The sequence below is a fragment of the Billgrantia sp. C5P2 genome (genome assembly GCF_051062895.2).
Window position 1 is genome coordinate 4,281,718 of the sequence record NZ_CM128542.1, and the last position, 24,189, is coordinate 4,305,906.

The window sequence follows — 24,189 nt, forward strand, 5'->3', positions numbered from 1 at the left end:
TGTTCGCTTAGCGCACATCTATTCGTAATTTGATCGAGGTTACTGCGTTACGACTTGGCCCCAAACCCGACCTTAGTCTTATTCAGAGCTCTCGCGAGGAAAGGAAAAACCCGGGCCAATCGCTTGGACCCGGGTCAAGGAGGAAACACTGGAGGGTGGGGTCACTCGAGGGGCTCGTAAGGCAGGCCGACGTAGTTCTCGGCGATAGTCGTGAGGCCCGCTTCCGATGAGGTGAGGTAGTCGAGTTCAGCCTGTTGCATGCGGGTCTCGAAGTCTTCCTCGTCGGAGAACTTGTGCAGCAGCGAGGTCATCCACCAGGAGAAGCGCTCGGCCTTCCAGATGCGCTTGAGGCAGGTCTGCGAGTAGCGGGGGATCAGGTCGGTGCGGCCCTCATGGTAGACCTTGACCAGCAGCCGGTAGAGCGTGTTGACGTCGCTGGCGGCGAGATTGAGCCCCTTGGCGCCGGTGGGCGGCACGATATGGGCGGCATCGCCGACCAGGAACAGCTTGCCGTACTGCATCGGTTCGACCACGAAGCTGCGCAGCGGGGCGATGCTCTTCTCGATAGAGGGGCCGGTGACCAGCTTCTCGGCCACGTCGTCGGGAATCCGCCGCTTGAGCTCCTCCCAGAAACGCCCGTCGGACCACTCCTCGACCTTCTCGTCGAGCGGCACCTGCACGTAGTAGCGGCTACGTGTCGGCGAGCGCATGCTGCACAGGGCGAAGCCACGCGCGTGGCGGGCGTAGATCAGCTCATCGGAAACCGGCGGCGTATCGGAGAGCACGCCGAGCCAGCCGAACGGGTAGACCTTCTCGAACACCTTGAGGCGATCGGCAGGGATCGACCGCCGCGATACGCCGTGGAAGCCGTCGCAGCCGGCCACGTAGTCGCAGTCGAGGCGCAGCGTTTCGCCGTCCTTGTCGAAGGTGACATGGGGGCTGTCGGATTCGAGATCGTGGGGTTGGACGTTGTCGGCCTCGTAGATCGTCGTGCCGCCGCTTGCCTCGCGGGCCGCCATCAGGTCGCGGGTCACCTCGGTCTGGCCGTAGACCATCACGGTCTGGCCGCCGGTCAGACCGGCCAGGTCGACCCGCACACGGCGGTTGTCGAAGGCGAGCTCAACGCCGCTATGCGGATGGCCCTCCGCATTCATGCGCTCGTCGACGCCGGCCTCGCGCAGCAGGTCGACCATGCCTTGCTCCAGCACACCGGCCCGAATGCGGCTGAGCACGTAATCGCCGCTCTTGCGCTCGAGAATCACGTTGTCGATGCCGTGGCGGCTCAGCAGTTGGCCAAGCAGCAGCCCGGATGGGCCAGCACCGATGATGGCTACCTGGGTCTTCATGGAGCAATGCCTCGTCGCGTCGGGGATGACATGAGTTGCATTTTTCAATGAAACGAAACGGCTTTTAAGGCAAGATTGGCACCAATACTTGGACTTTTTACGCATCCGGCATCGACTTTGGTCGAGCCAGATCCAGGAGGCGCCCATGTCACGCTCAGCGCAGGCTTCCGTCCCCGTTTTCAAGCTCTATGGCGAGACCCACCACTGGCCAACGCCGGACCTGCTGCACTGCGAGTCGATACCCGAACGCAGCCGGCTGCACGACTGGTACATACGCCCCCACCGGCATGCCGACCTGGTGCACGTGCTGCATGTCGCCAGCGGGCAGGTAGAGCTGGAACTGGAGGGCTCCCAGCACGCCCTCCAAGGCCCGCTGGTGATCGTGGTACCGGCCATGACGATTCATGGATTTCGCTTCTCTCAGGATATCGAGGGGCACATCGTCACCTTGGCACAGCCGCTGGCCGAGCAACTTGGCCAGCGGCTAGAGGAGCAAGCCAAGGTGCTCAAACACCCTGACTACCACCTACTGGGGCAACCGCCGAAGGCGCGGCGCCTGGCCACCCTGATGTCACAGATCGATGCCGAGTATCGTCAGCCCGCGCCGGGGCGAGATCGCATGCTGGGTGGCCTGATCCAGGCCCTGGCGGTAGAGCTCGCCCGGCTGGCCGAACCGCACGGCCTGACCGGCACCGCCGCCCCCGGGCCACGTCAGCGCGACCGCGGCCACGAGCACCTGGCAAGCTTCCAGGCGCTGATCGAGGCGCAGTACCGCCAGCAGCCCAGCATCGAGCGGTTTGCCGAACAGCTCGGCATGAGCAGCGCACACCTCAACGCCCTGTGCCGCCGCCTGGCCGACCGCAGCGCACTGCAGCTGCTTCACGAACGCCTGCTGCTGGAGGCCAAGCGCCAGCTCACCTATACCAACATGACCATCAGCCAGGTTGCCGACAGCCTCGGTTTTTCCGAGCCGGCCTATTTCACCCGCTTCTTCAAGCGCAACACCGGCCTCTCGCCGCGGGACTTCCGGCTGCGGCAGCATGCAGCGGAACCGCAGATGCATGACGCCCCCGGTCAGGCGAGCTGACCGGGGGCAAACCATGACGCGAAGGGTCTAGAGCAGAAACAGCGTCGTCAGCACCGGGAACGCCACCAGCAGCGCCAAGCGGATGAAGTCCGAGACGATGAAGGGCGCCACGCCACGGAAGATCTCGCCCAGCCCCACGTGGGGCGCCATCGCCTTGATCACGAACACGTTCATCCCCACCGGCGGCGTGATCAGCCCGAGCTCCACGGTCAGCACCGTGATGATGCCGAACCACACCGGATCGATGCCCAGCGACTGAATGATGGGATACACCACCGGCACGGTGATCACCAGCATGGCGATGGAGTCCATGAACATGCCCAGCACGAAGTAGAGCAGCAGGATGCACAGCACCACCACCATCGGGGTCAGGTCCGCGCCGTAGAGGAAATCGCTGATCGAGAACGAGATGCGCGACACCGAGATGAAGTAGCCCAGGGTCTCGGCCCCCACCAGCATGAAGAACACCACCGCGGAGAGCGCCAGGGTCTCCTGCACGCTCTGCCATAGCCCATGCCAGCGCATGCCCTTGGCCAGTGCGTAGAGCAGCGTGGCGAACGCCCCGACGCTGGCCCCTTCGGTGGGGGTGAAGGCGCCGAAGTAGATGCCCAGGATCATCACCAGGAACACCGCGAAGAAGGGCACCAGCCCGCCCATCGAAAGCAGCTTCTCCTTCCACGGCGTGGGCTCGCCGGCCACCGCCAGGGAGGGGCGCAGGCGCATCACCACGCTGACCGTGAGCGCATACATCACCAGCCCCATCAGCCCCGGCACCAGGCCGGCCATGAACATGTCGCCCACCGACTGCTCGGTGAGGATGGCGTAGATCAGCAGCGCGATGGAGGGTGGGATCATGATGCCCAGGGTGCCGCCGGCGGCCAGCGCGCCGGTGGCCAGGCCGCGATTGTAGCCGTAGCGCTCCATCTCCGGCAGCGCGACCCGGGTCATGGTGCTGGCGGTGGCCAGCGACGAACCGGAGATCGCCGAGAAGACCCCACAGGAGCCAATGGCAGAAATTGCCAATCCGCCTTTCCAGCCGCCGCAGATGCTGCGTGCAGAGTCGAACAGCTTGCCGGCCATGCCGGAGTGCGCCGCCAGCACGCCCATCAGGATGAACATTGGCACGGCGCTGAAGCTGTAGTTGGAGAGCACCTCTACCGGCACGGTCTTCACCTGGGCGATGGCAGCATCCCAACTGATCACCTGGGCGAAACCCACCATCCCGACGATCAGCATGGTCAAGGCTACCGGCACGCGCAGCACCATCAGTACCAACAGCATGCCAAGCCCGATGGCGCCGATCATCTCACTCCCCATGGGACACCTCCTGTTCGACACCGAAGACTGCGCCGAGCAGCGCGTGGATCAGGCTACGCACGCCGAGCAGCAGGCTGAGCGCCGCGGCCGCCTGGTAGATGGGGCCCATGGGCAGGCGCAGGTCCTGGGTGACCTCGCCGTGACGGGTCGCCGCCACGGCCGAATCGAGCAAGCCGAGGAATAGCACCAGGCCGAGAGCCGCGAAGCCCAGCAGGTAGAAGCCGTGCAGACGGTTCTTGATGGCGGGCGCGAGACCATGGGAGAAGGCCTCCACCACCACCTGGCTTTTCTCCACGTTGGCCGCCATGGCGGCCAACAGCGCACAGAGCATCAGGTAGCTCACCAGCTCCACGCTGCCGGAGACGCGCAGAGCGATGGCTCCTTCGGTGAGACGATAGAGGTAGCGGGTGCCGACGTCGGCGATGGTCACCGTCAGCAGCGCCAGCAAGGCGACACCGGCGACGACGCGACAGACCAGGGCCAGCCAGTGGCTGGCCCGTTCGAGGAAGGCCCGCATGGCTTACCCCTGATCGCCCGCGCAGGACTCGCTGGCGGCAAGCGCGGCCTCGTATACCTCACGCGCAGGGAGGCCGCGCTCCTCGACTTCCGCCAAGTAGCTCTCGATACCGTCCTGGAGCGGCCCCTGCCAATCCGGGTTCTCGAGCGGGTTCTCGATCTCGCGGATGGTGTGGCCGGCGTCCCTGGCCTCCTGCTTGCCCTCGACGTCGAGCCGGTCGAAGACGGCGCCGGCGTTCTCGGCCCACTTCATGCCGGAGTTGGCATCGATCACGGCCTGCTGCTCGGCGCTCAGGCCGTCATAGGTGCGCTGGCTCATGGTGGCGACGAAGATCAGCGTGTAGAACGGCACCTCGGTGTGATACTCGACCAGTTCGTTGATGCGGAAGCCCTTGAGGCCTTCCCACGGGAAGCTCAGGCCATCGACCACGCCGCGCTGCATGGCGGAGTAGATCTCCGGCGCCGGCATGCCCACGGGGTTGGCACCCATGTTCTCGAGCATCTGGCCGGCCACGGCGGTCGGCCGACGAATGCGCAGGCCCTCGAGGTCGGACGGCACCTGTACGTCGGTGTCGATGGTGTGGATCCCGCCCGGCCCGGTGGTGAACATGAACAGCGGCCGCGTGTCGCCATACTCCTCGTCGAGATGGCCTTCGTCGTAGAGTGTCTGGAGCACGCAGGCGCCCTGGGTGGCGGTGCTCGCCACGCCGGGCAGCTCGACGATCTGCGACAGGGGGAAACGACCGGCGGTGTAGCCCTGTGCCGTGGCGCCGATATCGGCGATGCCGTTGCCGACTGCGTCATAAATGGCGTCGGGCTTGGCCAGGGTGCCGGAGGGGAACATCTCGACGCGCAGCTCGCCGCCGGACTCCTCCTCGATGGTCTTGGCCCAGGCCTCGAAAATGTCCTGGTTGATGCCCGAGGCACCCGGCCAGAAGTGGGCCATGCGCAGGGTGGTCGCGGCTTGCGCCGAAGCTACGGTGAGACTGGCGATGGATGCCGCCAGCAGACAGCGCGTCAGGATACGGTTCATGGGGTGCCTCCGAGTATCATTATAATGATCAGCGCATTTGTTCGGCATCCGAATATACGTTCGGATTTATGGATAAGCTACCCCACCAATACGCATTCCGATAATCGACATTAGTCTAGGGTGCTTGGATTTTTCACTTATCCAACTAGTTGATTCAAAGCATAATGTTTGCCCCAACAAGGATTATTGCCACCCTTTTCTTGGACTTTTCACGCACCCAACAACTCCCCATAGCGCAGGCCAATGAAGGCGTGTTCGCGCATCAGCATCTCGGCCCGGGCACCCTCGCCGTGGCGCAGTGCCTGGACCACCAGCTCATGCTGCACCTGGGCCAGCTGCAGCTTGCGGAATTCACGATCGAGCGCCTCGCTATCGATGATGATGGAGTCGGCAGCCGCGAAAGGCAGATGATTATTGCGGGCAATGGCGTCGCCGATCACCGGGCTGCCGGACGAACCGACGATGGTCTGGTGAAAGTGGCGGTTGAGCTCGCTCCAGACATCGACGTCGCGCTCCTCGAGAAACCCCTTGGCCAGCAGCTCACGCCCTCTTTGGATCCAAACTTCCAGTTCGGCATCCAGTTCCCTGGTAATGCCCTGCTCGGCCAGTCGCCGCGCCGCCAGCCCCTCGAGCACCCCACGCACCTCCACGGCACAGAGCACATCGGCCTCGGTGAACTCCCGCACCATGAAGCCGCGCTTGCCGGCTCGCTGCAGCAAGCCCTCCTGTTCCAGGGTGCGGAAGGCCAGGCGCACCGGCGTCCGTGAGACGCCCAGCTGTTCCGACACCGCCACCTCGCCGAGGCGCTCCCCCGGCCGATAGGTTCCCTCGCCGATCAGCTTGCGCAACCGGCTCACTACGCTCTTGTCGCTGTTAGTCACTCGATCTCCTTGATGTCCTTACCCATTCTCGCCACCCCCCGCCTGGATCCAACTAAAGCATAAGTTGACCAATTATACGCCTTGAAGCTCTACTTTGGATCCAAACATAACATTCTCAGCAAAGACGGAAGCGCCGCTTCATGCCGTGACCATGAACCGCTCCCGAGGAGAAGAACCGTGACTCACCATGCCCCCTATCCCAAGAATACCTGGTACGTCGCCTGCACCCCGGACGAGATCGAGGACAAACCGCTCGGACGCACCATCTGCAACGAATCGGTCGTCTTCTTCCGTGGCGACGAAGGCCGCGTGGCCGCGGTCGAGGACTTCTGCCCCCACCGCGGCGCCCCACTATCGCTGGGCTTCGTACGCGACGGTAAGCTGGTCTGCGGCTACCACGGCCTGGAGATGGGCTGCGACGGCAAGTGCGCCAGCATGCCGGGCCAGCGAGTGCGCGGCTTCCCCAGCATTCGCGCCTACCCGGTGGTGGAACGACACGGCTTCGTGTGGCTCTGGCCGGGCGACCCGGAGAAGGCAGATCCCGACCTGATTCCATCTCTGCACTGGGCCGACAGTCCCGACTGGGCCTACGGCGGCGGGCTCTACCATGTCCGCTGCGAATATCGCCTGATGATAGACAATCTCATGGACCTGACCCATGAGACCTATGTGCACGCTTCCAGCATCGGCCAGCCGGAGATCGAGGAAGCCGCTCCCGAAACCCGCGTCGACGGCGACGAAGTCATCACCAGCCGGCACATGGAGAACATCCCGGCCCCTCCCTTCTGGCAGGCGGCTCTGCGCGGCTGCGGCCTGGCCGATGACGTGCCGGTGGACCGCTGGCAGATCTGCCGCTTCACCCCGCCGAGCCACGTGCACATCGACGTGGGCGTGGCCCATGCCGGAAACGGCGGCTATGACGCCCCGGCGGAGGTCAAGGCGTCGAGCATCGTGGTCGATTTCATCACCCCCGAGACCGACACCTCGATCTGGTATTTCTGGGGCATGGCGCGCAACTTCAAACCCGAAGACGGCGAACTCACCGCCAAAATTCGAGAAGGACAGGGCAAGATCTTCGCCGAAGACCTGGAGATGCTCGAAGCCCAGCAGCGCAACCTGCTGCGCTATCCCGAGCGCCAGCTGCTCAAGCTCAACATCGACGGCGGCGGTGTCCAGGCGCGACGCATCATCGACCGGCTACTCACCGAGGAGCGCGAAGCCAGCCAAGAGGAGGCCTCGGCATGAGCGGCACGCCCCTCTCGCTGATCGTCGAGGTCAAGGCGCGTCACGATGAAGCCCAGGATATCGCCAGCTTCGAGCTGGCCGATCCCCACGGTCGGCCGCTACCGGCGTTCAGCGCCGGGGCGCATATCGACGTGCGGGTGAAGGATGGGGTGATCCGCCAGTATTCGCTGTGCAACCACCCCGAAGAGCGCGACCGCTACCTGATCGGGGTACTGCGCGACCCCGCTTCACGGGGCGGCTCGGTGGCCATGCACGAGGAGATCAAGGTGGGCGATCTGGTCCAGATCAGCGCACCCAAGAACCACTTCGCGCTCAAGCCGGCCGGGCGTACGCTGCTGCTGGCGGGCGGCATCGGCATCACGCCCCTGCTGTGCATGGCCGAGCGCCTGGCCCACACCGACGCCGACTTCGTACTGCATTACTGCACCCGCTCCGCCGAGCGCACTGCCTTTCGTCAGCGCATCGCTGCCTCCGGCTTCGCCGAGCGGGTGCACTTCCACTTCGACGACGGCGCAGCGGAGCAGAAGCTGGACCTGGAAGCCCTGCTGGCCACGCCGGAGCCCGACACCCGGGTCTATGTATGCGGCCCCACCGGCTTCATCGAAGCGGTGCTGTCGACCGCCAAGGCCAGCGGCTGGCCCAGCGAACGGCTGCACACCGAGTACTTCGCCGGCGCCGTGGCCGACACCAGCGACGACGGCAGCTTCGAGGTCAAGATCGCCAGCAGCGGCGCCAGCTTCACCGTACCCGCCGACAAGACGGTGTACGAGGTCCTCGCCGAGAACGGCATCGAGATCATGGTCTCCTGCGAACAGGGGGTCTGCGGCACCTGCCTGACCCGTGTACTGGAGGGAGAGCCCGACCACCGCGACCTCTACCTGGACGACGACGAGCACGCCGCCAACGACCAGTTCACCCCCTGCTGTTCACGAGCAAAGAGCAAGGTCCTGGTGCTGGACCTGTAAGCGTTTCAACAACATAACGACAAGAGGAACCCCCCATGACACCCAGCAAGACCGTGCCCCCAATCACTCGTATGAGCACCCTGAACCGCGCCCTGACCGGCGCACTGGCCGTCGCGCTCGTCGCCATCCCCTCCCTGGCCGAGGCGAATACCCTGCGCATCGCCCATGTCTGGCCCGGCGGTTCGCTGATCGACCGCGAGCTGTTCCAGGCCTGGGGGGAAAGCGTCGAAGCGGCCTCGGATGGCCGTCTCAAGGTGGAGATCTACCCCAGCCAGACCCTGGCCAAATCCGACAAGACCTACGAAAGCACCACCAGCGGCGTCGCCGATATCGGCGCCTCGGCCCAAGGCTACAATGCAGGGCGCTTCCCGCTCACCCAAGTGGTAGAACTCCCCGGCGTCTCGGCCAGCAGCCGTCAGGGCTCCTGCATCCTGCAGTCCCTCTACGAGCAAGGCCACTTCGCGGAGGAATACGCCGATACCCGACCGCTGTTCATGTTCACCACCGGCCCCGGCTATCTGCACACCAAGGAGCGCCTGATCGAGACGCCCGAGGACCTGGAGGGTCTGCGCCTGCGCCGCCCCACGCCGGTGGTCGGCGACATGTTCACCCGGCTCGGCGCCCAGGCCGTGGGCATGCCCGCCCCCGAGGTCTTCACCGCCATGCAGCGCGGCGTAGTCGATGGCCTGAGCTTCAACTGGGAGGGCATGAAGACCTTCCGCCTCAACGAACTGGCCAGCTACCACACCGAGGTGCCGCTCTACGACCTGTCGCTGTTCGCCACCATGAGCCAGCGCACCTATGACGGCTTGCCCGAGGATCTGCAGCAGGTGATCGACGACCACAGCGGCATGGAGTGGTCGCTGCGCGCCGCCGACGTCTACGACGAACTGATCCGCCAGGGCCGCCAGGACGCCGAGGAAGCCGGCCACGAATTCCTGGTCATCGAGGATGCCCTCGGCCACCCCGAGTGGGGGCCCGTGCTGCAGCAAACCATCGAGGGCTACCTGGAGGAAACCGGCAGCAAGGCCGGCGAGATCTACGAGGCTGCGATGCAACTCAAACAGAGCTGCGAGGCCTGATTTCAGCACACACACAGGAAAACACCGACGGCGGGCCCTAGGCCCGCCGTCGGCATTCTGGCGAGGCTCAGCCGCCTTTCTTGCTCAATGAAGGCCGCTTGGCCAATGGCCGGCCGAAAGTGAACTCGAAATCCCTGGCCTCGAAGATCAGCGAGACGAAGACGCCCAGTACGAGTGCCCAGAAGGAGCCCCCGATGCCCAGAACCTGCAGTCCAGACGCGGCGATCAGGAAGGAGAACATGGCTCCCACCTCATGCTTGCCCGTGAAGGTCATCTGCATCGCCGAGCTAATTACCCGCAGCAGCGCCAGGCCGGCAATGATGGCCATGAAATAGCCCGGCATCGCCTGGATGAGGCTGACCACATAACCGTAGAAGGGGGCGCCCAGCATGAAAATGGCGCCGGTGATGACTGCCGCCACCCAGCGCTTGTCCTGCGCGCCAGCCTCCGGCGAGGCGCAGATGCCGGTGGCAGGGGCAGCGATGCAAGTACTGTGCAGGTTGAAGAAGGCGGAGATCATGGTGGCAAAGCCGCCCACCGCGGTGATGGCGTTGGCCGGCACCTCCTTGTAGCCCATCCCCTTCACCAGGCCCACCCCGGCGGGGGTTTCCATCCCCACCAAGATGAGGGCCAGTGGCAGACCATAGGCCAGGAAGGCCTCCAAGGTGAACTCCGGGACGATGAACTCGGGAAAGGTCACCGAGAACTCGACGCCAGTCAGATCAACACCCGACATGGCCATGTAGGCGATACCGGCCAGCATGGCGACAATCAGCGGCGGCACCCGACGCAGCAGGCGGGCCGAGAAGAAGAAGGCCAGGATCATGATGGTGGCCGGCAGCAGAGCGCTCTCCAGCGGGGCCACCATATTGAGGCCGAACTTGAGCAGGATGCCGGCAACCATTCCCATCACAATCGGCATAGGGATCAGCTTCATAACGAGGCTCATCACCCCTGCCAGACCGGCCACCAGCGCAATGACGCCGGCTACCAGTGTCGCCCCCAGGGCCGCCTCGAGCCCCACCACGGGAATGATCGCTGCGAATAGCAGGGCGCCGGGGATGGAATTGGCCATGGGCAGGGGGAGCCGGTAGTAGGCTGGCACGAAGAGGCCGAACAGGCCATTGATCAGTAGGTAGCTGACGACCCAGATCATGATGAAGTGAGAGTCGAGCCCTGCCGCCGTGCCGGCACTGATATGGATGATGCCGGCGCTGAGACCGAAGATGCCGGCAACGATGCCCGCGCTGAGGTTATCGCCGTTGAGGTCTCTGAGGAAGTCGCGGGGGGCGGACCTGAGGCCGACGCCCTTCTCGATGTGTTTCATGGTGTGCTCCAGGGGTTGTTATCGTTGTCTTCAGGGTTTGAGGAGAAACCTCCCATGTCAGCGCGGGGTTAGGCCGTTGCGAAAGACGCCGCCGACTCCCATCCCAAGCGCACTCTGGCCGCAGCCACGTCATCCCGTAGGTCATGGTTCCAGAGCCAGTCGAAACGGGTCTCCAGGTCGGCGGCGAGCCGTGCCTCGTCGTCGCCAATCCCTGGCGCGCTGTACTCGTAAAGATCTCCTGCCTGGTGGGAGGTGCGCTGTACCTTGCAGGTGCGCTCATGACGAACCGCCTCGAACGCCGCCAGGACCTGCTGAACGTTCTGTCGGGTGCAGGCCTGATCGGTAAGCAGGCTGGCCAGCACGTAGGCGTCTTCCAACGCCTGACCGGCTCCCGCTCCCTGATGCGGCACCATGGCATGGGCCGCATCCCCCACGATCAACACCCGGCCACAGTGATAGCGAGGCAGTTGCGGCAACTCATGCAGCGCCCAGCGCGTTGGCTCGGGAATACAAGCGAGAATGGCCTGGGAGGCGGCGCCCCAGCCCGCAAAGACTGCCAACATCTCCTGCTGGGAGACCGCCTTGAACCACTCCTCGCCCTCGGGAAGCCGGGGGTTCGGGGTGGAGCGGTCGGTGACGAAGGCCACCACGTTGATCAATTCGGACTGCTTCACCGGGAAGGTCAGGATGTGGCGATCGGGGCCAAGGTACATCTGCGGCACCAGTGCCAGGCGCTTGTCGGCCCCCCGGGCCTCCAGCGCCGCCTCCAGTTGCGTGGTGGGAATCATGCCGCGATAGGCATGGGTGCCGCTCCAGAACGGGCCGAGGTCGCCGTACTGCGCCGGCGGCAGCACGTGCTCACGCACCGCCGACTTGATGCCGTCGTAGCCGATCAGGATATCGGCAGTAAACGAAGAGCCGTCTTCAAAGCGTGCGGTGGCACCACCACCACTCTGCTGCACTTCGATACAGCGCTTGCCGAAGTGGGCGATCCCCTCCGGAAGGTTAGCGACGATAGCGTCCAGGAAATCGGCCCGGTGTACCGAGGACTGGCCGCAGCCAGGCGCCAGACTAGCGGTCAGGCAGGTGTCGTCGAGGCCGCGACGCCACTCGAACCAGACGTCCTCGAAGGGAGCCGGAGAGGCGTCGGCGATGCGACAATAGGAAGCCTCCAAACCGAGCAACTGGATCGCTCGAACGGCGTTGGGCCCGAAGGAGACACCGGCGCCAATCTCAGAGAATCGCTCCGCGGCCTCGAAGAGGTGCACATCGAGGCCGAAATCCCGCGACAGAGCCACGGCGAAGGCCACACCGCCGATGCCGCCGCCGATGATGCCGATGGAAAGGCGTTTTTGTTGGTGGTTGGTTACCATGATCATGCTCCCATGCACTGACTGAGGGTATGCCCCCACGCTAGGCGCGCCGCTTACCGGCCACCACACAGCACCCTGCATTCACTGCATAAGCACCACTAATAAATTGACGAAACAAAGACCTGGACTATTTCTTGCCCACCCGGACTCGACCTTTGTCCAATACCGGGATCGGATGGTAAACCACCGCTAATGACAGGAACGCCATGATCAAGCTGTCGGAGGTCGACATGAACTTGCTGGTGGTATTCGACCTCCTCTACCAGGAGCAGAACACCCAGCGCGTGGCGCTGCGCCTCGGCATCACCCAGCCCGCGGTCAGCCATGCCCTGAAGCGGCTGCGCAACCTGCTTGGCGACGAACTCTTCGAGCGCACCTCCCAAGGCTTGATGCCGACACCGTTGGCCACACGCCTGCACCCCGCCATCGCCCAGGCCCTCGCCCAGCTACAAGAGACGCTCAATCGGCCGGATGACTTCAACCCAGCGACAAGCAAGCGCATCTTCAATATCGCCATGACCGACATCGGCGAGATTGTCTTCCTGCCTCGCCTACTCGAACGCCTGGCCCGGGAGGCACCGGGTATCTCCCTGAGCACGGTGCGCAGTCAGCACGAGGACTTGAAGCGGGAGATGGAAGAGGGGCGAACCGATTTGGCCATCGGCCTGATTCCCCAACTCGGCGCTGGCTTCTATCAGCAAGGCCTCTTCGTGCAGCGCTATGTCTGCCTGATGCGGGCGAGCCACCCCCTGACAGTGGGCGAGTTCGACCTGGATGCCTTCGTCACCGCCCAGCATGCCGTGGTGGTGGCCCAGGGTACCGGCCATGGCATCGTGGAGGAGCATCTGGCGAGGGCGCGCGTCACAAGGCCGGTCAGGCTAGAGCTTCCCCACTTCGCCGCCGTGCCCTACATCGTCAGCAGCACCGACTTGGTGGTGACCGTCACCGACAAGCTGGCCGAGGTAACCCGAGAGCGATTCCAACTAGCGATGCGCGAGCATCCGGTACCCTTCCCCGAGATCCCCATCAATCTCTTCTGGCATCGACGTTTCCATCAGGATGCCGGCAACCGCTGGCTGCGTGGTCTTATTTTCGACATGTTTGCGGAATGACGGCACTTCTCTTCGCACTTCTCTTCCCACTTCACGGCAGCCTTCGGGCTGCCGTTTTCGTTTCTCACCGACGCACCCGAAGCCAACACAAGACTAAAGTCGTGGTGCAGTAGGAATGACCCGGCAGGAGAACTGTTGTAGCCTCTATATTGTTTATATTTACAACAGTATTTTCTCGCAACAAGCGCTCAGCCTGACGAACCACTGCCGAGGCCCACATGACCGAAACTCTCGTCAAGACGACTCTGGACGACAGCATCTACACCATTACGCTGGCACGACCGGAGAAGCGCAATGCCGTCAGCGATCGCCTGCTCAGCGCTCTGGAAGACGCTCTGATTGCCATACCGGAAGACACCCGGGTCATCATTCTTGCCGCCGAAGGCAAGCACTTCTGCGCTGGGCTCGACCTGGCCGAACACCAGCACCGCGAGCCCTTCGGTGTGGTACAGCACTCCCGTAGTTGGCATCGCATCTTCGACCGGCTGCAGAACGGCGGCATACCGGTGGTAAGCGCCATGCAGGGCGCCGTGATCGGCGGCGGCCTGGAACTGGCCACCGCCACCCACGTGCGGGTCGCCGAAGCCAGCACTGTTTACCAGTTGCCCGAGGGGCGCCACGGCATCTTCGTCGGCGGCGGCGCCTCGGTGCGGGTAGCCAATATCATCGGCCCCGGCCGCCTGTGCGAGATGATGCTCACCGGCCGTGTCATGGAGTCCGACGAGGGGCAGCGCCTGGGCCTCTCCCATTATGTGGTCGGCGATGGGGAGAGCCTCGCCAAGGCCCGCCAGTTGGCCTCCCGCATTGCCGAGAATGCCCCCATGGCCAACTGGGCCATGGTGTCCGCCATCTCTCGCATCGACAACATGTCCAGCGACGACGGCCTGTTCGTCGAGTCACTCACCGCCGCCCTGACCCAGACCAGCCCCGAAGTTGCCGAACGCATCAGCCATTTCTTTGCCAAGAAGGGCCAGGGCCCGCGTACCTGAGGAGATCATCATGAAGTTTCAGGACAACACCTTCATCGTTTCCGGCGGCGCCTCGGGCCTCGGCGAAGCCACCGCGCGTGCCCTGCACGAGGCAGGTGGCAACATCATGATCGCCGACCTCAATGTCGAGCGCGGCGAGGCGCTGGCAGGCGAGCTGAACGCTAGAAGCGCCACTGATCGCGCGCTCTTCCAACGCACCGACGTTACCAGCGAAGCCGATGCCCAGGCCGTGGTGGCGCTGGCCGTGGACACCTTCGGCAGCCTGCAGGGGCTGATCAACTGCGCCGGGGTCGGCGACCCCGCCAAGGTCGTCGATCGCCACGGCGAGCCCCTGCCACTGGAAGCCTTCTCGCGCATCGTCAACATCAACCTGCTGGGCAGCTTCAACATGCTGCGCCTGGCCGCCGCCGCCATGGCCAAGGGCGAGCCCCAGGCCGATGGCGAGCGCGGGGTGATCATCAACACCGCCTCCGTGGCGGCCTTCGACGGCCAGATCGGCCAGCCCGCCTATGCGGCCTCCAAGGGTGGCATCGTCGCCATGACCCTGCCCATCGCCCGGGAGCTGGCCCGCCACGGCATCCGCGTGATGACCATCGCCCCGGGGCTGTTCAAGACCCCGCTGATGGACGCCCTGCCGGAGGAGGCGCAGCAGTCACTGGCGGCATCCATCCCCTTCCCCAATCGCCTGGGCGACCCCGACGAGTTCGCGCGCCTGGCCTGCCATATCGTCGATAACGCCATGCTCAACGGCGAGACGATTCGGCTGGATGGATCGATCCGCATGGCCCCACGTTAACCATGCTCGACTACCAAGCGCCGCTGCGCGACATGCAGTTCATCCTCGAGGCGCTGGCCGGTCTCGAGCGGATCGGCGAACTGCCCGGCTGCGAGGACGCCTCGTCCGACCTGGTGAGCGCCGTGCTCGAGGAGGCCGGCAAGTTCGCCGCCGGCGTGCTCGTCCCCCTCAACCCGGTCGGCGATCGGCAGGGCTGCCGCCTGGAGGGCGAGCGGGTAAGCGTGCCCGACGGCTGGCAGGCGGCCTATGACCAGTTCCGCGATGCCGGCTGGATCAGCCTCTCCCTGCCGCCGGAACATGGCGGCCAGGGGCTGCCCAAGCTGGTTTCCACCCCCGTGTGGGAGATGTGGTTCTCTGCCAACATGGCCTTCGCCATGCTGCCCCAGCTCAACGTGGGCCAGACCGAAGCGCTGATGATCGCCGCCAGCGAGGAACAGAAGGCCATCTGGCTGGAGAAGGTAGTGAGCGGCGAGTGGGCCGCCACCATGAACCTCACCGAGCCCCAGGCCGGCTCCGACCTGGCCGCCACGCGCATGCGCGCCGAGCCCACTGACGGCGGCGCCTACCGCCTGTTCGGCCAGAAGATCTTCATCTCCTACGGCGAGCACGAGCTGACCCCCAATATCGTGCACCTGGTGCTGGCCCGGCTGCCCGACGCCCCGCCCGGGGTCAAGGGGCTATCGCTGTTCCTGGTGCCCAAGTACCTGCTCGACGAACGGGGCGAGCCGGGCCCGCACAACGACATCCACTGCATCGCCATCGAGCACAAGATGGGCATCCACGGCAGCCCCACCTGCACCCTGAGCTACGGCGATGATGGCGGCGCCCTCGGTTACCTGGTCGGCGAGCCGCATACCGGCCTGGCCACCATGTTCGTGATGATGAACGAGGCCCGCTTCAACGTGGGCGTGCAGGGCGTGGCGCTGGGCGAGCGCGCCTACCAGGCGGCCCTCGCCTATGCCCGGGAGCGGGTTCAGGGGCGCGATGTCGTCACCGGCGAAGTCGGCCTACCGATCCTCGCCCACCCCGACGTCAAGCGCATGCTGGTGTCGATGCGCGCCCGACTGATGGCCATGCGTGGCCTGCTCTACAGCGCCGCCGGCTGGTTCGATCTCGCCCGTCATCACCCCGACGCCGAGATCGCCGACAAGTACCGCCGCTACGTCGACCTGCTGATGCCGGTGGCCAAGGGCTGGTGCACCGAGGTGGGCAACGACCTCTGCGACGAGGCGATCCAGGTGTTCGGCGGCATGGGCTTCGTCGAGGAAACCGGGGTCGCCCAGCTGTTCCGCGACGCCCGCGTCATCACCATTTACGAAGGCACCACCGGCATCCAGGCCAACGACCTGCTGGGCCGCAAGATCCTGCGTGAGAACGGCGCCACCCTGCGCGAGCTGATTGCCGATATTCGCGAAACGGCCGGACAGCTCGAATCTCATGCAAATCTCGGTGGCCTGGCGCAGTCGCTGCACGACCAGGCCAATCTGCTCGAGGAGACCACCGACTGGCTGCTAGAACGCCGCGCCGATACCGCCGATCTCTACGCCGGCGCCGTACCCCTGCTGCACCTGCTCGGCATCGCCTGCGGCGCCTGGCAGATGGTCCGCCTGGCACTGGCCGCCCAGGCCCGGCACGAGCAAGGAGAGAGTGACGCCGAGTACCTGCAGGGGCTCATCGAACTGGCGCACTTCTATATGGCCACCCAGGCACCCCAGGCTTACGCCCACGGCCATACCCTGCGCCATGCCGGGGCGGTGCTGAGCCGCTTTTCCGCGAGAGGGCTTTAAGAGAGGGCTAGGAGAGAGGGCTAGGAGAGAGGGCTAGGAGAGAGGGCTAGGAGAGAGTGGGCTTTGAGCCGGCGCCGCTAGGCAATCAACTCGCAGCCGCATAGCATAAGCACCAATAACAACAAATGACGGAGACGTTCCCTGATGCACACGACCGTCACCCCCATGACACAGTTTCCAGGCTTCCGCCATCGGCAGAGCAGCGATGTCGAGGAGCATGCACGACAGCTCAGCGGCTGGCAGTGCCGCTACGACCAGGTCACCCCCGGCCGTTTCGCCGGCAGCGTGACCGAGCTTCACCTGGAAGGCATGCAGATGGCGCGCGACCGGGCCAATCAGGCCATCGTCAAGAATGGCAACGCCTGGCCCAATGCGATTACCTTCAGCCTGCCACTCGAGACCAGAGATCCCGGCTTTCATTGCGATGGCCACGCCGTCAGTGGCCCGTGTCTGCTGACGGCCCATAGCGACCGACTCCCCGAGGTGCGCGCGCCCGCCTATCTTGACCTGCTACGCGTCACCATCGACGAATCGCTGCTCGAGGAGGTGCAGGGGCACCAGCAGCGCAGCCTGAACCTGCCCGCGGTGGCCCATTGCTACCGGCTGGGCAGCCACGCCGAGCGGGACGAGCTGATTCCGCTGGCACGTAGTCTCATGCAAGGGGACAGCCCCCGCAGCCAGGCACTGTTGACCCACGCCGCCATCCGCAGCGGTTTCCGGGATATGGTACTTATGCATCTGCTCGATCTGATCGACAACGAACGCATCACGCTGCTGGCGCCCCATGCGCGCAAGCGTATCGTCGACCGCGCCTGCGACTATGCGCTGGCACATTGCGATGCGCCTCCCTCCATCGTCGATCTGTGCAACCGGGTCGGTGCCAGTCGACGCAAACTGCAGTATTGCTTTCAGGAAACGCTGGGCATCAACCCGGTTGCCTACTTGCGCACTCTGCGTCTGAACGGGGTGCACCGCGACCTGTTGCAGGCGGACAAGAACGTCCAGGACACGGCCTCGCACTGGGGCTTCTGGCACCTGAGCCGCTTCGCCGCCGACTATCGACAGCTTTTTGGAGAGCATCCTTCGGAGACCCTCCAACGCGCCAAGCGCGATTTTGCCGAATACGGATAACCCCCCTCTGAGGCTCTCTGTAGTGTGTTTGTTGACAACCACAACAAACACACCAAGAGAGTTGCCCCATGCGTTATCCCAACCTGACGTCCGCCTTTCTCGGCGCGGCCTTGGTCTTCTTCTCCACAAGCGGCCATGCCACGGAGAATGGTGCCCCCACGACACCCGCAGGGCTCTATGACTTCGGCGCCGGTTTCACGCCACCCGCTACCCCCACAGGCACCTTCGGCATTCGCACCGCCCTTTATTCGGCCAGTACGCTCAAGGATGGCAACGGCAACGACCAGCCGGTGGCCTTCTCCCTCGATGTGCTATCCGTCGGGCTGGCCTACCTGCGCATGACCGACCAGCAAATCTTGGGTGCCCGATACGGCTGGGGAGCGGTGCTGCCGTTCTTCGCGATGAATGCCTCGCTCGAGGTACCCACCCCCTTCGGCACCTTCTCCGACAGCGCCAATGTCTTACGGCAGGCCGATCTCCAGGTGCTTCCCTTGATCCTGCAGTGGAACCCCTCGCCCAACCTGGGCATCAACACGCAGTTCCAGATCCAGGCCCCCACCGGCGATTACGACGAGGACCGCCTGGTCTCACCCGGCCTGAACCGCTGGGCCTTCTCACCCATTCTCAATGCCACCTACATCACCGATGGCGGCTTCGAGGTCTCCTCCAGCTTTCAGCTAGATTTCAATACCCGCAATCCCGACACCGACTATCGCAGCGGCGTGGAGTATCGCCACGAGTTCGCCCTGGGCCAGCACATCGGTAGCTGGACGGCGGGCCTCGGCGGCTACTACTACCGCCAGCTAACCGATGACGACGGCCCGGGCCTGACCGACGGCAATCGTGCCCAGGCACTGGCGCTGGGACCGGCGGTCAGCTTCTTCAAGCCAGGCCTGCCGGCGGTGTGGCTTCACGCCTACAAGGAGTTCGAGGCGCGCAACCGCGCCGAGGGCTACACCGTGGCGCTGCGCATCGGCAAGACCTTCTGACGGGGAGCCTCATCATGACAGAACATAATGTGAGCCCCCGTCAGGCGACGGGGCGGCGGGAAGGTACGGTGATCCTGCTGGGTAGCAGCCTGACCATCGTCGGCTCGGTCATGGTCGCACCGATCCTGCCCAAGCTCTTCGCGGAATTCGGCCCGGTGGAACCGAACGCAGAGCTCCTGGTGCCGCTGGCGATCACCGGCCCGGCCCTGGCGATTGCGCTCTGCGCTCCTCTCGCCGGCTGGCTGGCGGACCGCTTCGGCCGCAAGAATCTGCTGATACTGGCGACCCTGCTCTATGCCCTGCTGGGCGCCACCCCGGCGCTGCTGAACGACCTCACCGCCATCGTCGGCGTCCGCCTGCTGTTCGGCTGCGCCGAGGCGGCGATCATGACCTGTTGCGCCACGCTGATCGCCGACTACTGGAGGGGCGAGGAGCGGTTCAAATACGTCAACTATCAGGTGGTCACCATCGGCGTGATGGGTGCCCTCTTCTTCGTCATCGGCGGCGTCCTGGGCGAACACTCCTGGCGTACCCCCTTCTATCTCTACCTGCTGCCGATCCTGCTGGTACCGGCGATGCTGAAGATACTATGGGAACCGCCGCGCCAAGCCACCGCACTGACGGCCGAACTTCCCGAAGGGAGGGTCAACGTCGGCGCCCTGCTGATCGGTTACCTGCTGATATTCTCCGGCATGGTGCTGGGCTTCATCGTCACGGTGCAGACACCGATCCTGCTGGTCGGCCTGGGCATCACCTCCAGTACCATGATCGGCATGGCCGCCGGGTTTGGCCTGCTCTCCACACTGCTCGGCTCGCTGCTGTGGCCACTCATGCGCCGAATGCTCGGGATTCGCGGCTGCAATGCCCTGCTGCTGACGCTGCTTGCCCTGGGGCTGTGGCAGCTGGCCAACGCCCAGAGTTACAACGCGGTCCTGCTGGCGGTCTTCTTTCACGGCATCGGCGCCGGCCTGCTCGTTCCCAACGCCATGGCGCCCGTCATGAACGCCCTTACTCCCCGAACCCTGGGCCGCGGCATGGGCGGCTTCACCGCCAGCCTCTACATCGGCCAGTTCGCCAGCCCACTGGTGGTCGCCGCCGTGACCGCCCTGGGTATCGACCTGCGCGGCGCGATCTCGGCACTCGCCCTGGCCAGCCTGGGCGGCGCCTGCCTCTGGCTATTGGCTCAGCTGCGCACGCGCTCGACCCAATCGACGCCGACCTCGGCCTCCTGAGTCCCCCGCATCCGTTTTCCCATTGAAAGAGTCATGCCATGCACGATATCCACACCTTGATCGACCAGTCGGATGCCACCACCTTGGCGGAGCTCGTCAAAGGCGGCGATCTCCAGGCGAGCGAACTGCTGGAGGCAACGATCCAGCGCCTGGAGAGGGTCGAGCCACAGCTCAACGCGGTGGCGGAAAAGCTCTACGACCAGGCCCGGCAGCAGCAGCCGGCCGTGGGGCCCTTCAGCGGCGTTCCCACGCTGGTGAAGGACCTGTTCGCGCCACTGGCCGAGGCGCGCATGACCAACGGCTCCCTGGCCCTTGGTGAAGCGCGCCCGGGCATGGACGACGAGATGGTCAGCCGCCTGCGCCGGGCCGGCTGTGTCTTCGTCGGCACCAGCACCTCTCCCGAGTTCGGGACTTCCTACAGCACCGAATCGACCCGCTTCGGCGCCACCCGCAACCCCTGGAACCTCGTGCATAGCGCCGGCGGCTCCAGCGGCGGCGCGGCGGCACTGGTGGCCGCCCGGGCGGTCCCCTTCGCCCACGGCAACGACGGCGGCGGTTCCCTGCGCGTGCCCGCCTCCTGCTGCGGCGTGTTCGGCCTCAAGCCCAGTCGCGGCCTGATGCCCAACGGGCCATTGGCCGGCGAAGGCTGGGGCGGCATGGGCGTGGCCCATGCCATCACGCTCTCGGTGCGCGACAGCGCGGCACTGCTGGATGCGACCGCCGGCGCCGACCTGGGAGCCCCCTACGCTGCCCCTGCCCGACCTTCCAGCTATGTCGAGGCGATGCAGCGCTCGCTGCGGCCGCTCAAGATCGCCCTGGTGGAACACCTCGAACCCTGGCCGTCGTCGGCGGAAGCCCTGGCCGCCATACGTCATTCCGCCACCCTGTGTGAGCAACTCGGGCATCAGGTGACTCCGGCCACCCTGCCGGTCGATCTTCCCCGCTTCCTGGACCAGGCTTTCGACATCATCGGGCCCAATACCCGTAATTACCTCGACCTGCTCGGCCAGATGCGCGGTGCACCGGTGAGCGAAACCGAGCTGGAGCCACGCACCCGCATCTACCTCAGGGAAAAAGGGGATATCGGCGCGGTCCAGTATGTACAAGCCATCGAAGGGATCCATGCCCTCGGCCGTACCTTCGCCAATTTCATGCGCGACTACGACCTGATCCTGACCCCCGCACTGACACGCGAGCCACCGCGCATCGGTACTCTGGACGTCACCGACGACCGGGCCGACCTGGCAACACTGATCGAGTGCTTCCACAGCTACTCGCCCTTCACGGCGCTGTTCAACGCCACCGGCCAGCCCGCCATGTCGGTGCCGCTGTACTGGACCAACGGCGGTCTGCCGATAGGTGCCCACTTCGCCGGCCGTTTCGGCGACGAAACGACCCTGCTGACCCTGGCCCATCAACTGGAAACGTTGCAGCCCTGGGCGCAACGCCGGCCGCCGGTAAATGCCTGCGCGACGTAATGTGCGTACCGCTTGCCCACGAAAAGGGGCGAATCATCGAATAATCGATGATTCGCCCCAAATGAAGCGATCGAAATCAGGAACGTACGATTAGGCGATAGACGCCTGCTAGAACTTGTACATCGCCATCAACTCCACCTGCTGCCCGCCCGGACGCAACGGCATGGTCGACGCATTGCGGTCACGCCACTCGATGCCGAAGTCCAGGTTGGGCAGGTAGGTATAGATCAGGTTGACGTTAATCATCTCGAGCGTGTCATCGGCAACGGTCGGCGCCACCTCATCCGCTTCCACCTGGGCGTAGCGGATATTGCCGCGGAACTGCTCATTGAACCGATGACTCAAGCCTGCACTCAACCCCGTCGTACTCACCAGATCGCCAGACGCATCGACCTCCCCTCGCGCAGCAATGGTGCTGGGGTTCGTTGCACCGTTGTATCCCCAGCCGGAGTAGACGTTATTGCCCTTGCCCGTGTAGCCACTCAGGGCAAGCGAGGTATTGCCGAAGTTGAGCTTTGCTGCCAGGGAGAACGCGGCGCCGAATTTTGAATCGTCGATGCCGGTCTCGACCTCCCGCCCGGTGACGGCGGCGTTGAAGGCGTGCCCCGACGGGGTGCGATGCGTGTAGGAGGCCACCATGTCCGGAAAGTCGGCATCCTGGTAGACCGGGTCCTGCAGGCTGAAGCGGAACCCACCCGGCGTATAGTGCAGGACCACGTCGGGTCGAACGACCGCGCCGCTACCGGAGACACTACCGACACCTGTGCCATAGAAATCGAGTATCTCGACATCGAATGGCGCGTTGGCAAAGAACTGGCCGGACCAGGTCTGCCCGAGTGTAAAGTTGTCAACCTGGATGTAGGCGTGACGCAATCGCATGGCGTAACTCGTATCCGATGCGTCCGTCGCATTGTCCCAGAAGTCACCCTCGATGAAGCCCGTCACGTTATGGCCCTGTATTTCCTTGTCGATCTTGAAGTTGATGCGTGACTGGCGAGCGCTCGCATCGAAGTTCCTGTCCCCCCCATCGGGGTCGGTAAAGATTCCCTCGGCCTTGACGTAACCACCGATGCTGAGATTCGCACCACCGACTTCACCCAGATCCAGGGCATGTGCCTGGGCAGTAACGGCTGAAAGCGCTACCGCCATGGCCAGTCTTTTCTTATTTAACTTCATTGTTCATCTCCGTGTTGTTCTAGTTCGATAACAGCTGCTTGCTACTCATGTCCCTTGCGCTCTTTCTTGCACCCGCCAACTCCCTTGTCGGGCTCTTCCGGTTGGAATAACCGGTGAGAATTCAGCCCACCTTGACGATCAGCGCCGCGGCGGAGTCGCCGGCCGCACAGCCGGTGACCAGGGCGTAGCCGCCACCCTTGAGCGCGGTCTCCTCGATGGCCTCGATCAGCAGGCGCGCCAGCGTCGGCGCCTGGGGGTGCCCGTAGACCAGCGAGGTGCCGTAGTTGTTGAAGGTGTTGGCATCGAGCCCCAGCGCCTTGGCCAGGTGCAGGTCGTTGGCAATAAACGGCGAGTGGTTCTTGATCGTCTTGATCTGGTCGAGGGTCAGGCCGGCCCGCTCAAGTGCACGCCTGACCGATTCCGCCGGCGCCATGGGCATATGCGCCGGCTTGGTACGGGCATGGCCGTAGGCCACCACCTGGACGGCCAGTTGGGGATCCGTGCTGAGCTCGACGGCGCGCTCGCGGGTGGTGACGACGATGCCGGCATTGGCATCGGCCGGATGGGTCTGGGCACCGTAGGTATGAATGCCGTCGGGCTGCACCGTGCGTAGCCTGGCCAGGCCTTCGGCGGAGGTCGCGGTTACGCCCTCGTCGGCCTCGACGAGCTTGGTCTCCTTGCGCGAGACCGCCACCTCGACGGGAAACATGTAGCGCTTCTGGAAGGCACGGTCATCGGCCAGCGCCTCGGCGTACTGCTCATAGCGGCGCAGGGTCAGCTCGTCGGCCTGCTCACGGCTGAAGCCATGCTCGCGCGCGACGTTCTCGGCGGTGGTCAGCATGTCCTTGCCGGTGGCCGGGTCGGCGGCGATGTTGTCCATGTTCCAGTTCTCGGCGATCACCTCGCCGCCCGGCCCGTTGGGATTGGGCCAGATGGTATGCGGGCCGTTGGAGGGGCGATCGGCGAGCAGGCAGTAGGTCGTGTCGAAGCTGCCGGCATCCACCGCCAGGGCGGCATTGAAGACTGCCGTGGTGGCGGTGGCGCAGGCCTGGGTGATGTTCTGGCCCGGCGCCTGGCCGGCGCCCATCATGGCCGCGGCCCAGGGCGCCCCGTAGAAGATCGACTTCTGGCCCACCGAAACGCCCAGGTAGAGGTAGTCGATGATCGTGGGGTCGATGTCGCGGCTGGCGAACCAGCGCTTGCTGGTGGCCGCGCCCAGCTCGATGGAATTGGCGTTGGCCAGGCTTCCCATCCACTTGCAGAAGGGGCTGGAGTAGTAGCCGCCGTAGGGGATGTAGGCGTTCTTGAACATGTCATTTCTCCTCGA

At 64.6% G+C, this 24,189-nt stretch carries 21 protein-coding genes; 12 read left to right on the plus strand and 9 right to left on the minus strand.

The annotated features are described in order from the left end of the window. Window positions 1-161: 161 nt before the first annotated feature. Window positions 162-1,346: a 4-hydroxybenzoate 3-monooxygenase gene (gene pobA, locus ACRWQA_RS19930; RefSeq protein ID WP_434230059.1), complete on the minus strand. Its 1,185-nt coding sequence runs from the start codon at window positions 1,344-1,346 to the stop codon at window positions 162-164. 145 nt (window positions 1,347-1,491) lie between these two features. Here pobA and ACRWQA_RS19935 point away from each other — a divergent pair, with 145 nt between their 5' ends. After that, window positions 1,492-2,433 (plus strand): helix-turn-helix domain-containing protein, encoded by a 942-nt coding sequence (locus ACRWQA_RS19935; protein WP_434230062.1) that lies wholly within the window; start codon window positions 1,492-1,494, stop codon window positions 2,431-2,433. Between the two features lie 27 nt (window positions 2,434-2,460). Here ACRWQA_RS19935 and ACRWQA_RS19940 read toward each other — a convergent pair whose 3' ends face one another. The 4 genes from ACRWQA_RS19940 to ACRWQA_RS19955 all read right to left on the minus strand — a co-directional run bounded on the left by ACRWQA_RS19940 (window position 2,461) and on the right by ACRWQA_RS19955 (window position 6,180). Next, complete coding sequence (locus ACRWQA_RS19940) at window positions 2,461-3,750, minus strand: TRAP transporter large permease (RefSeq protein ID WP_263581445.1); 1,290 nt, start codon at window positions 3,748-3,750, stop codon at window positions 2,461-2,463. Further along, entirely contained in the window at window positions 3,740-4,267 is a 528-nt protein-coding gene (locus ACRWQA_RS19945) for a TRAP transporter small permease subunit (protein WP_263581446.1), read from the minus strand. The genes ACRWQA_RS19940 and ACRWQA_RS19945 overlap by 11 nt, the downstream gene beginning before the upstream one ends. 3 nt (window positions 4,268-4,270) lie before the next feature. Next, on the minus strand, window positions 4,271-5,299 hold the full coding sequence (locus ACRWQA_RS19950; protein WP_263581447.1) for a TRAP transporter substrate-binding protein: 1,029 nt from the start codon (window positions 5,297-5,299) through the stop codon (window positions 4,271-4,273). 209 nt (window positions 5,300-5,508) lie between these two features. Next, a complete protein-coding gene (locus ACRWQA_RS19955; RefSeq protein WP_263581448.1) occupies window positions 5,509-6,180 on the minus strand; it encodes a GntR family transcriptional regulator in 672 nt (223 codons plus the stop codon). A 177-nt stretch (window positions 6,181-6,357) separates the two neighbouring features. On the opposite strand from ACRWQA_RS19955, the gene ACRWQA_RS19960 reads away from it, so the two are divergent. Genes ACRWQA_RS19960 through ACRWQA_RS19970 form a run of 3 tightly spaced genes read left to right on the plus strand, consistent with a single transcriptional unit; the run spans window position 6,358 to window position 9,472 of the window. Further along, entirely contained in the window at window positions 6,358-7,425 is a 1,068-nt protein-coding gene (locus tag ACRWQA_RS19960) for an aromatic ring-hydroxylating dioxygenase subunit alpha (RefSeq protein WP_434230067.1), read from the plus strand. After that, window positions 7,422-8,390, plus strand: coding sequence for a PDR/VanB family oxidoreductase (locus ACRWQA_RS19965; RefSeq protein WP_434230070.1), 969 nt, complete (start codon window positions 7,422-7,424; stop codon window positions 8,388-8,390). The genes ACRWQA_RS19960 and ACRWQA_RS19965 overlap by 4 nt, the downstream gene beginning before the upstream one ends. Before the next feature lie 35 nt (window positions 8,391-8,425). Then, window positions 8,426-9,472, plus strand: a complete 1,047-nt coding sequence (locus ACRWQA_RS19970; protein ID WP_434230073.1) for a TRAP transporter substrate-binding protein — start codon at window positions 8,426-8,428, stop codon at window positions 9,470-9,472. 67 nt (window positions 9,473-9,539) lie between these two features. On the opposite strand, the gene ACRWQA_RS19975 is transcribed toward ACRWQA_RS19970, so the two are convergent. Next, window positions 9,540-10,799 (minus strand): benzoate/H(+) symporter BenE family transporter, encoded by a 1,260-nt coding sequence (locus tag ACRWQA_RS19975; protein ID WP_263581452.1) that lies wholly within the window; start codon window positions 10,797-10,799, stop codon window positions 9,540-9,542. Between the two features lie 68 nt (window positions 10,800-10,867). Then, window positions 10,868-12,172, minus strand: a complete 1,305-nt coding sequence (salA, locus tag ACRWQA_RS19980) for a salicylate 1-monooxygenase (RefSeq protein ID WP_434230076.1) — start codon at window positions 12,170-12,172, stop codon at window positions 10,868-10,870. Window positions 12,173-12,378: 206 nt separating this feature from the next. Between salA and ACRWQA_RS19985 the strand changes: the two genes are divergently transcribed. From ACRWQA_RS19985 to ACRWQA_RS20020, 8 genes are all read left to right on the plus strand, one after another. After that, window positions 12,379-13,284 (plus strand): LysR family transcriptional regulator, encoded by a 906-nt coding sequence (locus ACRWQA_RS19985; RefSeq protein WP_434230079.1) that lies wholly within the window; start codon window positions 12,379-12,381, stop codon window positions 13,282-13,284. 218 nt (window positions 13,285-13,502) lie between these two features. Further along, window positions 13,503-14,273: a crotonase/enoyl-CoA hydratase family protein gene (locus tag ACRWQA_RS19990; protein ID WP_434230081.1), complete on the plus strand. Its 771-nt coding sequence runs from the start codon at window positions 13,503-13,505 to the stop codon at window positions 14,271-14,273. Window positions 14,274-14,283: 10 nt separating this feature from the next. Further along, window positions 14,284-15,069, plus strand: a complete 786-nt coding sequence (locus ACRWQA_RS19995; protein WP_434230084.1) for a 3-hydroxyacyl-CoA dehydrogenase — start codon at window positions 14,284-14,286, stop codon at window positions 15,067-15,069. 2 nt (window positions 15,070-15,071) lie between these two features. Then, entirely contained in the window at window positions 15,072-16,856 is a 1,785-nt protein-coding gene (locus ACRWQA_RS20000) for an acyl-CoA dehydrogenase (protein WP_434230086.1), read from the plus strand. A 144-nt stretch (window positions 16,857-17,000) separates the two neighbouring features. Further along, entirely contained in the window at window positions 17,001-17,987 is a 987-nt protein-coding gene (locus ACRWQA_RS20005; RefSeq protein ID WP_434230089.1) for a helix-turn-helix domain-containing protein, read from the plus strand. Between the two features lie 68 nt (window positions 17,988-18,055). Then, window positions 18,056-18,976, plus strand: coding sequence for a SphA family protein (locus ACRWQA_RS20010; RefSeq protein ID WP_434230091.1), 921 nt, complete (start codon window positions 18,056-18,058; stop codon window positions 18,974-18,976). Window positions 18,977-18,990: 14 nt separating this feature from the next. Beyond that, window positions 18,991-20,208: an MFS transporter gene (locus ACRWQA_RS20015; RefSeq protein WP_446326219.1), complete on the plus strand. Its 1,218-nt coding sequence runs from the start codon at window positions 18,991-18,993 to the stop codon at window positions 20,206-20,208. 38 nt (window positions 20,209-20,246) lie between these two features. Further along, window positions 20,247-21,686, plus strand: a complete 1,440-nt coding sequence (locus ACRWQA_RS20020) for an amidase (protein WP_434230553.1) — start codon at window positions 20,247-20,249, stop codon at window positions 21,684-21,686. Window positions 21,687-21,794: 108 nt separating this feature from the next. On the opposite strand, the gene ACRWQA_RS20025 is transcribed toward ACRWQA_RS20020, so the two are convergent. After that, window positions 21,795-22,862, minus strand: coding sequence for a DcaP family trimeric outer membrane transporter (locus ACRWQA_RS20025; protein ID WP_434230554.1), 1,068 nt, complete (start codon window positions 22,860-22,862; stop codon window positions 21,795-21,797). A 121-nt stretch (window positions 22,863-22,983) separates the two neighbouring features. After that, window positions 22,984-24,174 (minus strand): thiolase family protein, encoded by a 1,191-nt coding sequence (locus tag ACRWQA_RS20030; protein ID WP_434230555.1) that lies wholly within the window; start codon window positions 24,172-24,174, stop codon window positions 22,984-22,986. Between the last annotated feature and the right edge of the window lie 15 nt (window positions 24,175-24,189).